General features: G+C 59.4%; 14 protein-coding genes. 4 read left to right on the plus strand and 10 right to left on the minus strand.

Annotated features, from left to right (window positions below):
- Window positions 1–14: 14 nt before the first annotated feature.
- Entirely contained in the window at window positions 15–1139 is a 1125-nt protein-coding gene (locus BN3002_RS06050) for a GuaB3 family IMP dehydrogenase-related protein (RefSeq protein WP_058237114.1), read from the minus strand.
- A 208-nt stretch (window positions 1140–1347) separates the two neighbouring features.
- Between BN3002_RS06050 and BN3002_RS06055 the strand changes: the two genes are divergently transcribed.
- Window positions 1348–2055, plus strand: a complete 708-nt coding sequence (locus BN3002_RS06055; RefSeq protein WP_058237115.1) for an exonuclease domain-containing protein — start codon at window positions 1348–1350, stop codon at window positions 2053–2055.
- Between the two features lie 237 nt (window positions 2056–2292).
- Here the strand turns inward: BN3002_RS06055 and BN3002_RS06060 are convergent, their stop codons facing one another.
- The 6 genes from BN3002_RS06060 to BN3002_RS06085 form a co-directional block, all read right to left on the minus strand.
- Entirely contained in the window at window positions 2293–3027 is a 735-nt protein-coding gene (locus BN3002_RS06060) for a hypothetical protein (protein WP_058237116.1), read from the minus strand.
- Between the two features lie 107 nt (window positions 3028–3134).
- Window positions 3135–3815: a DUF6318 family protein gene (locus tag BN3002_RS06065; protein WP_154955708.1), complete on the minus strand. Its 681-nt coding sequence runs from the start codon at window positions 3813–3815 to the stop codon at window positions 3135–3137.
- Between the two features lie 743 nt (window positions 3816–4558).
- Complete coding sequence (locus BN3002_RS11415; RefSeq protein ID WP_058237118.1) at window positions 4559–4939, minus strand: cupin domain-containing protein; 381 nt, start codon at window positions 4937–4939, stop codon at window positions 4559–4561.
- 277 nt (window positions 4940–5216) lie between these two features.
- Window positions 5217–6737, minus strand: coding sequence for an IMP dehydrogenase (gene guaB / locus BN3002_RS06075; RefSeq protein ID WP_058237847.1), 1521 nt, complete (start codon window positions 6735–6737; stop codon window positions 5217–5219).
- Between the two features lie 233 nt (window positions 6738–6970).
- A complete protein-coding gene (locus BN3002_RS06080) occupies window positions 6971–8332 on the minus strand; it encodes an AGE family epimerase/isomerase (RefSeq protein ID WP_074026199.1) in 1362 nt (453 codons plus the stop codon).
- Between the two features lie 109 nt (window positions 8333–8441).
- Entirely contained in the window at window positions 8442–9539 is a 1098-nt protein-coding gene (locus tag BN3002_RS06085; RefSeq protein ID WP_058237119.1) for a MerR family transcriptional regulator, read from the minus strand.
- A gap of 397 nt (window positions 9540–9936) precedes the next feature.
- On the opposite strand from BN3002_RS06085, the gene BN3002_RS06090 reads away from it, so the two are divergent.
- Entirely contained in the window at window positions 9937–10227 is a 291-nt protein-coding gene (locus BN3002_RS06090; RefSeq protein WP_058237120.1) for a WhiB family transcriptional regulator, read from the plus strand.
- Window positions 10228–10410: 183 nt separating this feature from the next.
- Here the strand turns inward: BN3002_RS06090 and groES are convergent, their stop codons facing one another.
- The gene (gene groES, locus BN3002_RS06095) at window positions 10411–10707 is read right to left on the minus strand and encodes a co-chaperone GroES (RefSeq protein ID WP_058237849.1); all 297 of its coding nucleotides are present in this window, start codon (window positions 10705–10707) and stop codon (window positions 10411–10413) included.
- Between the two features lie 683 nt (window positions 10708–11390).
- Here groES and BN3002_RS06100 point away from each other — a divergent pair.
- The gene (locus BN3002_RS06100; RefSeq protein ID WP_058237121.1) at window positions 11391–12704 is read left to right on the plus strand and encodes a class I SAM-dependent methyltransferase; all 1314 of its coding nucleotides are present in this window, start codon (window positions 11391–11393) and stop codon (window positions 12702–12704) included.
- Between the two features lie 20 nt (window positions 12705–12724).
- Here the strand turns inward: BN3002_RS06100 and BN3002_RS06105 are convergent, their stop codons facing one another.
- Complete coding sequence (locus BN3002_RS06105) at window positions 12725–13981, minus strand: putative endonuclease domain-containing protein (RefSeq protein ID WP_058237122.1); 1257 nt, start codon at window positions 13979–13981, stop codon at window positions 12725–12727.
- Between the two features lie 666 nt (window positions 13982–14647).
- On the opposite strand from BN3002_RS06105, the gene BN3002_RS06110 reads away from it, so the two are divergent.
- Entirely contained in the window at window positions 14648–15856 is a 1209-nt protein-coding gene (locus BN3002_RS06110; protein ID WP_058237850.1) for a glutamate--cysteine ligase, read from the plus strand.
- An 84-nt stretch (window positions 15857–15940) separates the two neighbouring features.
- Here the strand turns inward: BN3002_RS06110 and tsaD are convergent, their stop codons facing one another.
- Window positions 15941–17029, minus strand: coding sequence for a tRNA (adenosine(37)-N6)-threonylcarbamoyltransferase complex transferase subunit TsaD (gene tsaD / locus BN3002_RS06115; RefSeq protein ID WP_257525517.1), 1089 nt, complete (start codon window positions 17027–17029; stop codon window positions 15941–15943).
- Between the last annotated feature and the right edge of the window lie 20 nt (window positions 17030–17049).

A 17049-nucleotide genomic window follows, 5' to 3' on the forward strand; every position in this document is an offset into this window, starting at 1 on the left:
CGGCCCGCGGGCGGCTACGAGGGCGTATAGGGGCTGACCACAACTTCGACACGCTGCAGATCCTTGACTTCCGAAAATCCGGTCGACGCCATCGTGCGCCGCAACGCGCCTACGAAGTTCAGTGAACCGTCCGCCCTGGTGGAAGGGCCGTAGAGGATCTGTTTCATCGAGCCGACTGTGCCGACGTAGGCGCGGTGGCCTCTGGGCATGTCCGGGTGGGTGGCCTCGGAGCCCCAATGCCATCCGCGGCCCGGAGCCTCCTCCGCGCGGGCCAGAGCTGCGCCCAGCATCACCGCATCAGCACCGCAGGCAATCGCCTTGGTCATATCGCCTGAGCGCCCAATACCACCATCGGCGATGACATGCACATATCGGCCACCCGACTCGTCCATGTAGTCGCGTCGCGCGGCCGCGACATCAGCGATTGCCGTTGCGGTGGGAGCATGAACACCCAGCGACTGGCGCGTCGAATGTGCCGCTCCCCCACCAAAGCCGACCAAAACTCCCGCTGCGCCAGTGCGCATGAGGTGCAGGGCAGCGGTCGTGGTGCACACGCCGCCAACGATGACCGGTACATCCAGCTCGTAGATGAAGCGCTTGAGGTTGAGCGGCTCACGGTGAGAGGACACGTGTTCGGCGGAAACGGTGGTTCCGCGAATGACGAAGAGATCCACACCTGCCTCGACCACTGAGCGCCAGTAGCGCTGAGTGCGCTGGGGCGACAATTTACCGGCGACTACCACTCCGGCCTGGCGAATTTCTTGTAGGCGTGCAGTGATGAGCTCAGGTTTAATCGGCTCAGAGTAGATCTGCTGCAGGCGCGCAATCGAGTGTTCTTCATCCAGCTGTTCGATTTCTTCGAGAACGGCGTCCGCATCCTCATACCGTGTCCACAGGCCGTCGAGGTCGAGCACGCCGATTCCACCGAGTTTGCCGAACTCGATCGCGGTTTTCGGACTCATCACCGAGTCCATGGGCGCTGCCATGATCGGGATATCCACGTGGTACGCGTCAATTTGCCAGCCGACGTTGACGTCCTCAGGATCGCGGGTGCGTCTGGCTGGGATCAGTGCGATGTCATCGAGCGAGTAGGCTCGCCGGCCGCGTTTTCCTCTGCCGATTTCAACTTCGTAGCTCACACTTCGATCCTAGCTGTCCGGGTGGATGTAGTGTTCGATTCACATGAGCGCTGTCATGATAGTGCAGCTCAGCACGGGGATAGTTCACAAATGCCCACGCTTCAGTGCACACTGGACATCGACAGGCAGCACAGCTAAGCGACTGACAGATCGACCTGTCAGTGGGTGGATCAGCTCGCCAAGGGCAGCACAAGAAAAGGAGCAGAAAATGACGTGGACCGATGAGCCGTGGCTTGGCTTTGACCTCGAAACAACCGGCGTCAATGTCGATGAAGACCGACTTGTCACGGCCGCCCTCGTACGTCGCGAGCACGGTGTGATGGACGCTGGAAGAGACGAGGTGCGCACGTGGCTGGCCGATCCTGGCATCGAGATTCCCGTGAGGGCGTCGGAGGTTCACGGGATTTCGACCGCGTATGCGCGCGAGCATGGCCGCCCGATCGTCGAAGTGCTTGACGAGGTTGCCTCTGCGCTGGTCGATCACTGGTCGAACGGCTTCCCGGTTGTTGCGTTTAATGGTTCGTATGACGTGAGTTTGCTTGATGCTGAGCTGCGGCGTCATGGTGCGGGCTCACTCGCGGAACGGTTAGGGGGCGAACCCGCGCCGTTGCTGGATCCGCTCGTGCTGGATCGGGCGCTCAATCGCTATCGAAGGGGCAAACGAACGTTGGCTATTCTCGCACCGGCATACGGGGTGCCGCTGGATGAAAACGCGCACACTGCGGAAGTTGATGTTGCCATGACCTTAGATCTGTTGGCAGCGATCGCTCGTGCGTACCCGCAGATCACGACCATGAGTGGCGCCGAGGTCCATGCCTTTGAGAAGCGTGCGCACCGTGAATGGGCGATCCATTTTGAAGAATTCCTGCGCTCGAAGGGGCGTGTGGAGCACATCAACACTGAGTGGCCGCTGTAGCCGACGGTTTACCCGCACTGTATTCGACGTTTTCACTGTCCGTCTGTGCTGGCGTGCCGCGATGCTGTGGCCGGCCAAGCTGCAGTCTTGTCATGTTGGCATGCTGCCGACTTAGTTGTACATGCAGCACCAGTGCCACCTGTCACTAAGCAGATGTGCAGACTCTCTAGTTCTCTAGCCCTCTCCTCCGCTCAGTCGCTGCTTTTCCCTGTTGGCTTGGCGTTCTCTTCTCGTGGGTTAGTGTCCGTGGGCTTTTTCGGCGTGGTCGGTGAGGACTTGGTGGGGTTTGGTCAGCAGGAATGGGGCGCTGGTTTCTCTTGTGCTTGTAATGCTAGGGATTGTGTGCGTGGTGCCAGTGAACGGGTTGGTTAGTGTGACGTCCCACGTGGTGGTCAGTGTGACGGTTTGGTGGGGTGATTCGTTTTGCCATGAGTGTGTGTGCACCATGTTGGGGTAGGGGTTTCCTGGGGTGGTGGTGATCAGTGGTGGGGTGTGGTCGTTGAAGTCGAATGTGTAGGTGGAGGCGTGAAGGGTGAGGGTGACGGTGTGGTTGAAGACGGTGAGGGTGTGGGTTTGGGTGGGTGTGGCGGCGTAGATGTTGGAGGGCACTTCGGTGAAGGCGTGTTGGTGTGGTTGGATGGTCAGGCCTGCGCCGCGTAGGGTGATGGTGTTTAGGGCTGTGCGTGCGATGGTGTCGGTTGACGGAGTGGCGGGCTGGTCTGGTTCTTTTCCTTCAGGTTTTTCTGTTGGTGGTGGGGTGCATTTGTCTGCTGGTGTGGCGCCGGCTGTGCCGGTGCCGATCTTGCAGCGCACCTGCCAGCCCGGTACACGAAACCCACCAACCGGCCCCTCAACAACCTCAATCACACCACCAGCACCAGCGGCGTCAACATTCTCCACGCCAGCACCCTCCACACCAGGCACCGACACCGCCTCAGTAAACGAAGACTCAACAGTCACACTGCCAGCCACGTCGCTCCTCACGGTGTCATCGAAGCTTTCTAAATCGCCCGGAGGCGCAACCATTGAAGGTGATATGAGTGGAACGAACACTGCAACAATTCTGAGAGCCCTTTTTCTCATGATTGCGCTTTCTCACTCTCGTCTTCTGCAATGAAATCTTCGGCGTGATAGCTCTTAACCAGGAACGAAGAGTTCCGCTGTAGTATTTCTAATTCGATTATCTTCTGGCTTTCTAACGCCGGATGAAGCTCTCCCCCACGATATTCGACATAGGGAGCGTTCTTTGCGTGAATCTTTACGAAGTAGAGCCCTTTAGTCTGTGGGTGCGGAATCGGTTCGCCAATCCGCGTGATTGTATAGTTCTTGCCGTCAACCCATCCCCCATCCCCATACACCCTCCCAATTAGGTCGATGTATGATTGGCAGACTTTGCATTCGGGGCTGCTGGTTTCTTTGAGGGTGGTGGTGTTGCCGGTGTTGATGGAATAGGCGAGGAGGTTGAGGTAGTACTCGGCGAAGTATCGCGCCCCGAACGCGTCCATGTTGGTCGCGGCGCTAGGCAGTTGTGGTTCGTGTGGTTCCACCCAGTCCACGGGCCTGCCGAGCTTCCCGTCGGGCAAGACCGGGTACTCGCCCGACATGGGTATGCTGTGGGCTGCATCGCCTGACCCGCTTTGATTGGCAGAGGCTTCAATGTTGTTGCTTTGCCCGTCTTGTGCCTGGTTGCATGCAGCCAGAGTGAGCAAGCCAGCCAATACTGGAACCAGCAGCGTGGAGCGTCGTGATCGTCGTGTCATGTGCACCACACTACGAAACGGCACTACCGCCCGTACAGCCCCAATTCATAATTGTGGACCAAACTCTTTCTGCACCCACCTGTCGATCTGGAAGCCTCTCACTGGATTCATCACGGCTCTACCTCCCGATAGGTAACTCCTGACCAGTGCAAACGCCTCGCCCGTGGGTGCGATTGCCGGTGACCTGCTCTTCAGATCGACAGACGGGGAAAGAGGGGAGGACAAGCATGCGTAAACAAGAATTCCCACAATGTGGAAAGACGCTGTATGCGCACGCGCACCCCCACACGAAACCCTTCAGCCCACAAGAAAGCACAAGCTTGAGCCATCCCCACAAAGCACGACCCCTGTCTACCCTCGACAATCACACGAGGCCCCGGGCATGTTCCCCCAGGTTCGAACTCGACACACACCCACAGCCCAAAAGACCCGCACTGACCTCACTGGCCAAGCATTCCTGCAGGTCACAGGCTCGCCCACCTAACGGCACGTAGCACCCACAGCCTCACAACGAACCCACCACCACGCCAAATCGAACCTCGGGGACGAAAAGAAAAAAGGGATGCGCATGAGATATCCGGCCGTGCAGCTATTGTTCGGCCCGCGCCTTTCCCGTGCAGGTATTGTCGCGCCTGTGTCTATCCCGTGTCCGCCTAGCCCGGCCTGTGTCTATCCTGTGCCGGCCTTTTCCGACCTGCACCGCGCCGGTCTAACCCGACCTTTATATTTCTCCCGCGCGTGCCTTACTCGTGGTCGTCGGTGAAAAGGATCAGCGCAATGAACACAAGCGGCTCATCACCGGTGTTCTCGATGCCATGTCGATGATGATCAGGCACAACAGTCAGATCGCCGGCCGCGACCTCAAACGTCTCATCATCAACTGCATACGTCCCACGCCCGGCCAGAATGTAGTAAAACTCGGACTCGCCCTGATGATCATGCACTCCGATCGACTCACCCGGCTGCAGCGTGATCTCGGAGAACATCCGGCCACGCCCAAACATCTCCTCAGGCTTCAAAATGTGAGTCAGGTGCACCGTGCCTGCGCCGTCCCGCATGTGTTCGCGCGCCTCGCGCTGCATGTCAGCATTACGTCGAAGAACGAAGGTGTCGTGCGTGGTCATCATGAGCTCCTTTGGCTGATCTCGACGCGGAAAAGCGCCTCTCATAGGACGTTATACCGAGCTTACAGCCGCCCGCCCTTCTACGACCAGATATCAGCCAGCGCTGCCCATGAGCACGTACGATATAGACAAGCGAGAGCCACCCTCGTCGCTCATCTCATGACGAATGGACGAGGGTGGCCCAGGCACTGTCGCGTCGGTGCGCGGACAGGCACCCCTTCACGCGCGCAACGCAGCACGGTACGCAATAGCTGCGTCGGTGCGCGACCAGGTAAAACTACTTTCCGGCTCCGTGATAGTTCGGCGCCTCAGTGGTCATTTCCACGTCGTGCGGGTGAGATTCACGCAGGCCGGCGGAGGTGATACGCACGAAACGTCCGTTCTGCTTCAAGTCGTCCAACGTATGAGCACCCAGGTAGAACATGGTTTGGTGCAGACCACCGATCAGCTGGTAGACGACCGCGGCGAGTGAACCGGTGTACGGCACCTGTCCCTCAATACCTTCGGGCACAATCTGATCATCAGATGTCACATCGGCCTGGAAGTAGCGGTCCTTCGAGTAGGAACGTTTGCCGCGCGAACTCATTGCTCCAAGAGAGCCCATGCCGCGGTAACGCTTGTACTGCTTACCGTTTGTGAAGACCAGCTCACCGGGCGACTCCTCGCAACCGGCAAGCAGGGAACCAAGCATGACCGTGTCAGCTCCCGCTACCAGCGCCTTACCGATATCGCCTGAGTACTGAAGACCGCCATCGGCAATGAGCGGAACTCCAGCTGGGCGGCAGGCCTGTGCAGCGAGGTGGATCGCGGTGACCTGAGGAACGCCCACGCCTGCCACCACACGGGTAGTGCAGATCGAACCGGGGCCTACGCCCACCTTGACAGCGTCCACACCTGCGTCAATCAGAGCCTGAGCTCCTTCGGTGGTCGCAACGTTTCCGCCGATCACATCCACGCCGTCGAAACGAGAGTCTGACTTGATACGGCGCACCATCTCAAGTTCGAGTTCGGCTCCACCGTTGGCGGTGTCGACAACCAGCACATCAACACCGGCTTCAGCCAGAGCCACGGCGCGATCCCACGCGTCGCCCCAGAAACCAATCGCAGCGCCCACAACCAGCCGGCCACGATCGTCCTTCGTCGCATTCGGGTACTGCTCGGTCTTGACGAAGTCTTTCACCGTGATCAAGCCGGTCAGGTGGCCTTCGTCGTCAACGAGCGGAAGCTTCTCGATTCGATGATCAGCCAGCAGCTGCTTGGCGTCCTCACGCGAGATTCCAACCTTGCCGGTGATGAGGCGCTCACGCGGTGTCATGCAGTCGCGTACTGTCAACGTCGACCACTGATCCATCGGCACAAAACGCAGGTCACGGTTGGTGATAATGCCGACCACAACATTGTCGTCATCCACAACCGGCAGACCGGACACGCGGTAATGGCCGCACTTCTTGTCGAGCTCGTCAATCGTGGCGTCGGGCCCCACTGTCACGGGGTCTTCCACCATGCCCGATTCCGAGCGCTTGACTTGCCGCACTTGCGAGACTTGATCCTCGATCGTCAGGTTGCGATGCAGGATGCCGATGCCGCCTTGCCGAGCCATCGCGATCGCCATGCGCGCTTCGGTGACGGTATCCATCGCGGCCGAGATCAACGGAATATGGAGGGAGATCCTCTTCGTGAGCTGCGCTCGGGTTGTCACAGAGGATGGGACAACATTTGTCAGTTCGGGAAGAAGCAGGACATCGTCGTATGTAAGACCAACGAGTTCGAACGGGTTATGTGCGTTAAAGTCTGCCATATCCAAAGTGTAGGCAAATCGGGACGACGAATCGCCCTCGATGACAATGAAAATGGTCACGGATCAGCGCGGGTGTGTGCGGATCAGCCGGGGCTGCTCTGTGCACACGTCGCAGCTCCCCGGGATCAGCTCGGGCATGCGCAGAGCAGACGCACAGGTACGAGGGGGCCGGTCGCGCCGCCAGGTCAGCAGCACAGACGAGGGAGCCGTTGCGCGTCTCCACCGCAGAACAATCAGCGATCCAGCGGTGCGAGCAACCCATCCTTGATAGCCGAAGCGAACGTCGGTGTGAGAGGCAGACGCGCAAAAATCAGCATCTGAGCCACGTGATATGCATCCGGCTTCCCGGGCCATGTGCGTGTTCCGGGAGCATTGTCCGGTGTCAGCTCGTGATACCAGCGGCCGGGAGCTTCTCGCAGGTATTCATCCACGTACGCCACCCACTGCGCATACAGTTCCTGAAGGCTGCGCGTGGTAATCGTCGGAGCCGACTCATCGCGCAGGTCACCCTCACCTCGTAAATCATTTTGACTGCGCGCACCACCCTTGTCGTTACCAGCATGCGACTTGCCGGCTGGATGCTCGGACAAGAAGGGGGCAATCGCGACAGCAGCGGAAATCGCTTCGCACATCACCCAGTGCATGCGCTCACGCACAACCGGCGTACCCTCGAAATCGGTGGTGTAGACGAAGCCGGGAGCGCCGTCTACGTCCCATCCATCAGCCACGGCGCGCTCAAACAGGCGTACTGCTCCCTCGGTCATCCACGCGATGTCGTCGCCTGGTTCGCCCTCCTGCGCCAGTGCAGCATGCGCCTGGACAAACAGGCGAGCCCACTCCAAGCCGTGACCAGGCGTCACGCCAAAGGGCCGGAAGGGGTGGGCCGGCTCATCACGGTTGTAATCCGGGATAATGCGCCAGTTCGCTGAGAAGTGCTCCGGGATTCGCCACTCGTGCTGGGAAGCCTGGTCGTAGACGAAGCGGATGATTCCGCGTGCGCGGTCAAGCCACTTGCGATCCCCTGTCGCATCCCAAGCAGACAGGAAGCACTCGGTGGTATGCATATTGGCGTTGATGCCGCGGTAGTCCTCTTTTCGAGTGAACGCCAGGTCCCACGATTCGCATACGCGGCCAAATTCCGGTTCCCACCAGTAACGCTCTTCGACCCGCAGCGCCTCATCCAAAAGTTCGTTAGCCTGCGGGATCCCCGCTGCCAGCGCGGAGGTTGCCGCCAAAACGACGAAAGCGTGCGCATAAGCTTCTTTCTTGTCGAGGGCAACTTCGTGTGTGTCAGGCGTGATCGCTGAGTACCAGCCGCCGTGCTCATCATCGTGCAGGGGGCCAAGCAACGACGCGACACCGTGCTCGACAAATTCGCGCGCACTGTCATCACCTTTGAGCGCGGCCATGGCGAACACGTGTGTCATCCGGCACGTGATCCACAGTTCAATCGGCCGGGTCGGGTCAACAACTCCGTCCGCATCCAGATAGCCGAATCCGCCATCTACGCGGCTCGCGCGTGCAAAGTCGACAATCGCGTCAAATTCTTCATCGAAACCGACCATGAGATCGGTGTTGGACCAGGGCATTTCCATTGCGGTTCTTCTTCGAGTCGGGTGCGGTTGACTATCGGTTATGACGGTGCGGGCGTTCACCGCCCTCGGCCATAGCTACATGACAGCCTAATACGGTCGGCCGTCGAGCTCATGGCGTGCGGCACAATTCGCGCATCAAAGCCACCGTCTCGTCGACGCATGCGCTCAGTGTGCGCACGCGCTGAATGCGCGCATCAACAATGTGGGGGGCGCGTTCTCCCACCAGCACGATATGCAGATCGTCTATGCGCGTGAGCTGCTCTATTAGCTCCTGCGCCCCTGATCCTTTGCCCATGACGATCACGACAGAGCAGCCCAGTTCGCGCCGATGCCTCTCAAATTGCCGTACGGCGCTGGCTGCGTCCGACAATCCGGTGAGCAAAATAGAGGTTGGCAGGCCTCTCCATTGCACATCCACCCCAACCATATGCGCGGCAATGAAGTTCGCAGGATCAGCCATAATGACCAGACGGTGATGGCACCAGGCGCTCTGCGCGTTCATGCCGGCGGATCGTGCGGAGTCATGATCGCGTGCTACAGCATCATTCGCGGCGTCGTGCATGTGAGTCTTCCCATCACGGTCACGTGGGCCGCCCTCGTCACTGTGGCAGACTTTGCCAGCATGCGGAGCGAGGGCTCGTAGCACGCGCAGCACGATCGCTGTCAACATCAGTGAGGATGCGCCGCCGGGGGTTTCGCCGGCCGGGTCGTTACGAAGCATTTCGGTGACTGGTTCGACGAAGTCAGTGTAGGTGTGGATCAGTCCGTGCGTCGCCACTGACGCTTCGACCAGCCGGGCAACCTCCGCGAAATCATCTCGTTGCACGGCATCAAGGAGCTGGTCAGGGGACGAGGGTGGCGCCGCGGGCGCCGCCGCTGCCAGGTCTCGGGCTGAAAGCTCACGCACCGTTGCCGCTGCGTTAGATGGAGCAACTCCTGAGCGGACCAGCTCGACCATTCGGGTCAGCCGCATGATGTCATCTGCAAAATAGCGACGGTGAGCACCTGCGCGTCGGCGTGGGCCCATTCCGTAGCGGCGTTCCCATGTTCGTACCGTCGACGGGGAGATTCCCAGACGTTCGGCGACAGCTGTCACGGTGAGCGGGACGGGGCCTATTTTGGGTGGCTGGCTCGCTGACAGTGGCAGTGTGGGTGTTGCCAGTGGGGCGTGTGAGAAGTCAAATTCGCCACCGTTCTCGATGCTCACGGCCCCTCTCCTTTGGTTCTCGAGGCGCTCAGCGCACTTCGCCTCGGCCCTCAGCTCTGATTCTCGCCCCTTCCTCAGCTTCCTGCCACCGGAAACTTATTCACTACTTACGCAATTTCTATTCAACGAATGGCTACGAATAGGCGCGGGCCCCTCGGATCGTTCAGCTCTTAGCGTGAACAGCTGGGAATTCGCATGGAATTTTCCAGACGGTCTTGAATAAGAGCTGCACAAAAATATAGTCTTAACTCGTGGCGATAACGGGAACAGCTCAAGATCCGAACACTTCGCTCGGACCCGACGCTATTGCCTTTCATCAAAGCCGCATCAGCGGACTCAGAAACACTCTTCCGTTTCCCCTGAGAACCTATGCGCTAAAAGTCAGTGAGGAGCTCTAATGACCGATGTGTCACGCCTACCAGGCCCAATGATGGACGTGTGGGAATGGCAGTACGACGGTGCGTGCCGAGACATGGACACCGAGATGTTCTTCCATCCCGAAGGTGAGCGTGGTGCTGCCAGGCGGCGTCGCGCAGCAAACGCGAAAGCAGTGTGCGCTACCTGTCCCGTCATCGAGCAGTGCCGACAGCACGCACTTGCTTCTCAGGAACCCTATGGTATTTGGGGTGGCATGACCGAAGAGGAACGTCGCGAGATCGTCCAGCGTAAACGTCGCCGCGTGTCCTGATCAGGTCGCTGGCATGCCGGTCTCTTGGAGGAAATCGGCTGCCTATCTCCCAGATAAGGTCGGTGCCTACCTGAAAGTCCCGCTTAGACACACGCCTTACAGGTCAATCTGATACATGCTTTAAAACAGTGGTGGGGTCCTGCAGCTCAGCTGCAGAACCCCACCACTTACTTGTCAGTTGGCTCAGTGCTCGACAATTGCCAGCACGTCACGAGCAGACAGGATCTGGTATTCCTCACCGTCGTACTTGACCTCGGTGCCACCATAGCGGCTGTAGATAACCGAGTCGCCAACCTTCACGTCCATCGGAACACGGTTGCCGTTGTCGTCAATGCGGCCCGGACCCACGGCGATCACTTCGCCTTCCTGCGGCTTTTCCTTGGCGGTATCAGGAATAACCAGACCGGAAGCGGTGGTACGTTCCGCTTCGAGCTGACGGATCACGATACGATCCTCGAGCGGCTTAATGGAGATCGACACTTCGTTGACTCCCTTTCTCATTCGAACAGGTTCATGGTCGCCTCCTCACGCCTGCCGTCGCGGGGGCCAGGGTCTGGAGACATTCATTGTTGCGCGAAGCTGGATAGGGATCCGAACTTCACGTATGCATCTATTTTAAAGCTCAGTTGGCACTCTGACAATCCGAGTGCCAAAATACCGTGTCCCATGGCCTAGCGCGTGGCCTGGGGCGCGCAGATCTCAGTGGATTGCCTCCACACCGACCAGCTCTTGCCATCCCTCCTCCCCCTGTTCCCCAGGTTCGAACTCGGCACTGTTTCATCGGCACAACAGGCACACGGCTTAACAAATCCGCTGGTCAGAGACTTGTCACGAAGCAGCGTCCCCCTCGTAGATCACCGAAATCGAACCTCGGGACTTAAGGGGGACGTCGGGCCACAGGGTGTGTCGTTGAGATCGAACCTCGGGATCGGGCGTCGGGGATGAAGAGCTGAGGGTATTCGCGAGTGCGCTACACCCAACCTAATACGGCATAAGTTGGCACGTCAGAGCCCAGGAAGACACGTATCTCGTCGCATTTGCCAGTGAAACTTACTCCTCAGCGCGCATTCGCACAGGCAACAACGTCTCGCGCTCCAGCATTGGTGAGCCACGCCAGTGAGGGCGGCACTCGTTCTGCCCTTTATACATGTCAGGATAGGAGCGTGGTTTATTCGGATGCATCGCAAGTTTTCGGCGAGTTGATCAGCGGGGACGGCAAGAAACTCCTCTCCGAGATCACAGGTTTCCTGCCTGAAGGCCTCACCGCGCGCACCGCTCAGCCGCACCTCAACACGCTCAATGCCAAGCTTCGATCCCGAGGATACGCGCCGGATCTGATCGCAGCGGCACTGACTTTGACGAGCCTACGAATCCAGGGCAAAGCGAAATTCGGTGAAGCAGCAGCCGATATGTTTTTTACTCGTGACGGGCTCGAACAGGCCACGCGCGGTGTCATTGCCGAACGCCACGCGGCGGCATTTGTACAGGCAGGGGCGCATGCAGTGGCGGACCTTGGGTGCGGGATCGGTTCGGATTCGCGAGCCTTCGCCCAAGCGGGATTAGGAGTTGAAGCCGTCGAACTGGACGCAACGACCGCAGCCATGGCCACCGCCAATCTCTCGAGTTACCCCACTGCACGCGTGCGGGTTGCTGACGTGACGGCGCTCGATATCGACACACTGCGCACAGACGGCGTGGATGCTCTCTTCGTTGACCCCTCCAGGAGGACCGGCGCTGCACGCGGTTCGCAACGCATTTACGATCCGGAACAGTGGTCTCCGCCCTTGTCACAGGCGATTTCCTGGGCCAAGACAATCGGTCGTGTCGCCATCAAAGTTGCTCCGGGAATCGAGCATGCCACGCTGCCGCCAACCTGGCATGCGCAGTGGACCAGCGTCGACGGGGAACTGGTCGAAGCACTGCTCTACTCCCCCGCGATGGGGCTGCCAGCGGGCCGCTCCGCTTGTGTCATGCGGAGCGCTGCTTCCGGCACAGTGTTTTCGACGCTGATTGACGAGGGAGCCCGCGGAAACTGCGCTGCACGCGTTGCGCAGGCACCTGTCGGTGTCCTTGGCTCGATGCTCACTGAGCCCGATCCTGCAGTGATCCGGTCCGGAGGAATCGCCACGTTGGCCGAGCAATTCGGTGCACACCTCATTTCCGGTTCGATTGCTTACCTCACCGCAGACTCGCTACCCGCTGCCGAATGGTGGACACGGTTTGAGGTGTGCTCGGTGGTTCCTCTGCGAATGAAAGCCATCAAGAAGGCGCTTCGCGAATTCGACCCCAGCTCGGTTGAAATCAAGAAGCGCGGTGCTTCAATCGATACCGGAGCAATGCAGCGCGCTTTAGCCTCGGCGCTTTCTTCCGACTCGGATGGCGGTGAGATGACCGTTTTCGCAACACGGCTTGGCGACACTCACCGTGCAATCCTCACCCGTCGACTCGATCATGCAGGAAACCGCACTTCTCATTAGGTTCTGACCGCGTCATTCCTCTAGGCTCTGACCGCGTCATTGCTCACCTGACGCCTGGGGCGTCCACCTCGTTTCACTGTCTCGTATAGCCGAGACCGTTGCTCCACAGCGGCCCATACTTTGCCGATTACATGGTCGGGGTGGAAGAGATCCGACCAGGTCACACGCACGACGATCCACCCTCGTTTTTCGAGGATGTGCTGGCGCCGCATTTGCTGAGCATAGGAATCTGATACTTCAAAGCGGTTGTCTCCGTACTTGGCATAGCCGTCGAACTCAATGGCGACTTTGGCTTTTTCGAGTGCCACGTCAATGTAGAAGCATCCGCCGAGTCGATCGGCAGGTGAGCGCACTTGGGTGGTCAGACCCGTACAGCCGCCAGATTTCAACACCCACATAAGGGCCGCTTCACCAGTTGATTCGCATCCGGCATCACTATGCCTGCATATCCACTCGGCCCAGCGTCTGCGGCGAAACCCTTTCGGAAGCTGTCGAATCGCTCGTAGCCACGTCTCACGCACACGGCCTTCCTGCTTGCGCGAACGGTGCTCGACGCTCCGCTTGAACCCCGACGTCCGATTCAGCGCACCGCACATCATCGCGAATGCGCACGGCAGAGGCGCCGTGAGAGCTGCCGTCAGGGCTGTTGCGTTCACCGATGTGCACCGCAAAATCACGCACCGAGGCGAGCGACGGTGGCCACTTGGCAGCGCACGCCCCATCTGAAGGTCCAGCTGACGCGGTCTTTCGCTCATGAAGGACCGCGAAGAGTGTCGTCGGATCCGCGCCATTTTCACATGGACCGTCTGCCGCTGCGAATCTTCGCGTGCCAGCGACGCTGTCACCGATTCGCCACTGCGCTGCTCCCACCAGTAGATCACCCCTCCCTGGGTCCTGCACGATTCCAATCGAATCGTTCGCATGGTCGGAACAGCTTTTCCAGGTCGTGTGGGCACCAGCAGATGGACATCGCCGCTGAGTTCATATGTATACAAGCCGTGCACCAGTGCAGCCGATTCTCCAATCACGACTGCATCTCGGTAGGTCATGGCTGCTGCAATGATCCGCGACAGCTCAATGATTCGCCGTATTTTCCACGGCTCTGCAATGCCATCGAAAACGGCGGTCGACAGGTAAATTCCGCGCACGATCTGAATCAGTAAGCGCCCAGTTTCTGCCGCTACCTGCTTCGGGCGCTGCCGTCTCGACGTCTTGGCCATGTACCGTGCAACCCACCGCAGCGTTGGTGGACCGTGGCCGCCGTTGGCTGACTCCATCGAGCCCTTCCTTTCACATTCGCGCATTCTGAGGCCGCCGCGTTGCCCGCTCCCCCCTCGTCGATTGAGCCAGTATGCGAGAGTACGGGCACGGATGCTCAGCGGTCGCAAGCATCTGTGGAATCCGGCCATCGACGAGGCAGACCTGTGGACAAGCGGGCGCACTGCCGTCTTTCAACTGCCACTCCTGCCCTACTGACCTCTTCACTTCATCCCCGAGGTTCGAATTCGATGCAGTTATTCACGCATTCTCAGGTATTTCCGGACGAAACCGCAGGTCACAGCCATCCACCCTCTTCGTTCACCTCGAAAATCCCGTCGAATTCGAACCTCGGGGATGGGGAGGAAGGTGGCGCAAGAAGAAACAAGCGTAGTATCAACGGATCGAGGAGTCGCCGAACGCGAGCAGCCCCTGCCTGAATGCAATTGCCGCAACCGCGCCAAGCAGCCAGCTGCTCAACATCGACCCGCCCACGCGCCCGATCGCGATTGACGAAATTCGCCGAGTTGTCGTGCGCGCAGCCTTTCAGACTGGGACAATGATCCAGTTACTAATTCGCATGAGCGCGAGCACAACAGCCGGTGCGCACGGACATCCCTTCAACCAAAACCAGCCGCACCAGCCACCACCCGCCCACGCGTTTCATCCACCGAAAGGCAGAGAACATGCACCTCACGTTCTCCTCGTCCGAACGATCCACCATTGGCGTTGAATGGGAACTCCAGCTCATTGACAAGGATTCCAACGATCTGCGCCAGGCTGCCAACGCCATTCTGGACGCGCCCGAAGCTCAGGTCGACGGCAAACTTCACCCCCACATTCAACGCGAGATGCTGCTCAACACCATCGAGATCACATCCGGAGCCCGGCACACGGTCGGTGAATGCATGCGCGACATCACCGAGACGATCGAGCTTCTCCGACCGGTCACGGACCGCCTGCGCATCGAGCTCGGCAGCGCCGGAACCCACCCGTTCGCCTCTCCAGCCTTCCAGCGCGTCACTGACTCAGAGCGCTACGCAGAGCTGGTTGAACGCACACAGTACTGGGGTCGTCAGATGCTCCTGTACGGCATCCACGTCCACGTCGGCGTCGAGTCGCGAGACAAAGTGCTCCCGCTTCAATCAGCCCTCGCCTCGCGCCTGGGACATATGCAGTCACTCGCAGCATCCTCGCCCTTCTGGTCAGGACGCGACACCGGGTACGCCTCGAACCGCGCGATGGTTTTCCAGCAACTTCCCACAGCCGGCATCCCTCAACAGTTCGAACAGTGGGACCAGCTGGAAAAGTACGTCGCAGACATGATTCGCACCGGCATCATCGATGGTTTTGATGAGGTGCGCTGGGACGTGCGCCCCTCCCCCAAGCTCGGCACCGTGGAAAACCGCGTCTTCGATGCCGCCACCAACGCGACGGAGGTCGCAGCCCTTGCAGCACTGACACACTGCCTAGTCGAATGGTATTCACGCAAACTCGACGCCGGGGAGCAGATCGAGCCTATGCCGGAGTGGTTTGTCGCTGAGAACAAGTGGCGTTCAGCGCGTTACGGGATGGAAGCGATCCTCATTTTGGATGCGCATGGCAACGAAGAATTGGTCACCGACACGGTCGTTCGTATGCTGAACGATCTGGAGCCTGTGGCGAAAGACCTCAAATGCGCTGACGAGTTGGCAAGTATTGAGAAGATCCTCAAACTCGGAGCGTCCTACCAGCGTCAACGCATCGTCGCTGAGAATGCACGGCACAACTCTCGCGAAGCGGTCACCGAGCTGCTGCTCGCCGAGATGCGTGCCGGCCGCCCGCTTAACCCGCTCGAGTTCCTCAACACCCGCTCCAAGGGTGCTCCGAGCACGGACCGAGACTCCAAGAAGTAGTGTTTTTCGCCTCTCGGCGTGCTGCTGTCAGCATTGCCGAGGGCGACCTTCTGCCTCGCATCACCGGTTAGGTGAACAACATTCTTACTCGGAGACCACTGCCATGTCGGCGTTTGTCGGCGCCATCCACGTCTGAGTCAACGGCATCGCAGAATCCGGTGAAAAGTCCCAGTCCGATGGCGCCGCACCACCGGCAACGAGACGAGCTCCCAGTGCCGCGATCTGCGCCCCGTTGTCAGTGCAAAAACGCATGGGAGGCATACGCACAGTCAGTCCTGCGCCCTCGGCGCGCTCCTGGATCAGCTGGCGAAGCCGCGAGTTGGCTGAGAAACCTCCGCCGATCACAATGGTGTCGCACCCCGTATCGAGGCATGCCCTCACCGTTTTGGCGGTCAGCGAGTCATTGACGGCTTCGGAAAAGCCGGCACAGATATCTTCTGCCCGAAGCTCAGCGCCGCGAGCCTTCTCTCCCTCGACGTATCGGGCGACTGCGGTCTTCAACCCTGAGAAACTGAAGTCGTAGCGGTAACGGTCCTTGTCTTTAACGGCGTGGAGGCCTCGTGGGAAACGAATGGCGTCGCGGTCTCCTTGCTGGGACAGGCGATCCACGTGCGGCCCTCCAGGGTAGGGCAGCCCGAGCAGACGGCCAACCTTGTCAAAAGCCTCACCTGCGGCGTCGTCCAGTGTGCCTCCGAGTTCACGCACGCCATCGACCCAGTTCTCGACGAGCAGGATGTTGGAGTGTCCGCCCGAGACAACAAGACCGATAAAGCGCTCCGGAAGGGGACCTTCAGCCAGCCCGTCTACCGCCATATGCCCGATGACATGGTTGACTCCGTACAGTGGCTTATCGAGTGCCAATGCCAGCGATTTTGCCGCGCAGATTCCCACTGTCAGAGATCCAACCAGTCCTGGACCTGCACTGACGGCAATGGCATCTACATCGGATAGCGAGGCGCCTCCCTCGTGCAATGCACTGTCGAGGGTCGGAATGAAAGATTCCAGGTGTGCGCGTGACGCAATTTCGGGGATGATTCCGCCGTACCGAGCGTATTCGTCCATCGATGTGGCGGTGCGGTCGATCAGCAGCTCAGTTCCGCGTACCAGTGCCACACCGGTTTCGTCGCATGTCGATTCGATTCCAAGAATGAGGGGTTCAGATTCGCCAGTCACAGACGCGATTGTAGTCCCTG

Source organism: Actinomyces ihuae (genome assembly GCF_001457875.1).
GTDB lineage: Bacteria > Actinomycetota > Actinomycetes > Actinomycetales > Actinomycetaceae > Pauljensenia > Pauljensenia radingae_A.

Bases quoted from the DNA above. Each gene is read 5' to 3' on its own strand.
- BN3002_RS06055 (WP_058237115.1), top strand. From the start codon at position 1,348: ATGACGTGGACCGATGAGCCGTGGCTTGGCTTTGACCTCGAAACAACC.
- BN3002_RS06065 (WP_154955708.1), bottom strand. From the start codon at position 3,815: ATGACACGACGATCACGACGCTCCACGCTGCTGGTTCCAGTATTGGCT.
- BN3002_RS11415 (WP_058237118.1), bottom strand. From the start codon at position 4,939: ATGACCACGCACGACACCTTCGTTCTTCGACGTAATGCTGACATGCAG.
- guaB (WP_058237847.1), bottom strand. From the start codon at position 6,737: ATGGCAGACTTTAACGCACATAACCCGTTCGAACTCGTTGGTCTTACA.
- BN3002_RS06080 (WP_074026199.1), bottom strand. From the start codon at position 8,332: ATGGAAATGCCCTGGTCCAACACCGATCTCATGGTCGGTTTCGATGAA.
- BN3002_RS06090 (WP_058237120.1), top strand. From the start codon at position 9,937: ATGACCGATGTGTCACGCCTACCAGGCCCAATGATGGACGTGTGGGAA.
- BN3002_RS06105 (WP_058237122.1), bottom strand. From the start codon at position 13,981: ATGGAGTCAGCCAACGGCGGCCACGGTCCACCAACGCTGCGGTGGGTT.
- BN3002_RS06110 (WP_058237850.1), top strand. From the start codon at position 14,648: ATGCACCTCACGTTCTCCTCGTCCGAACGATCCACCATTGGCGTTGAA.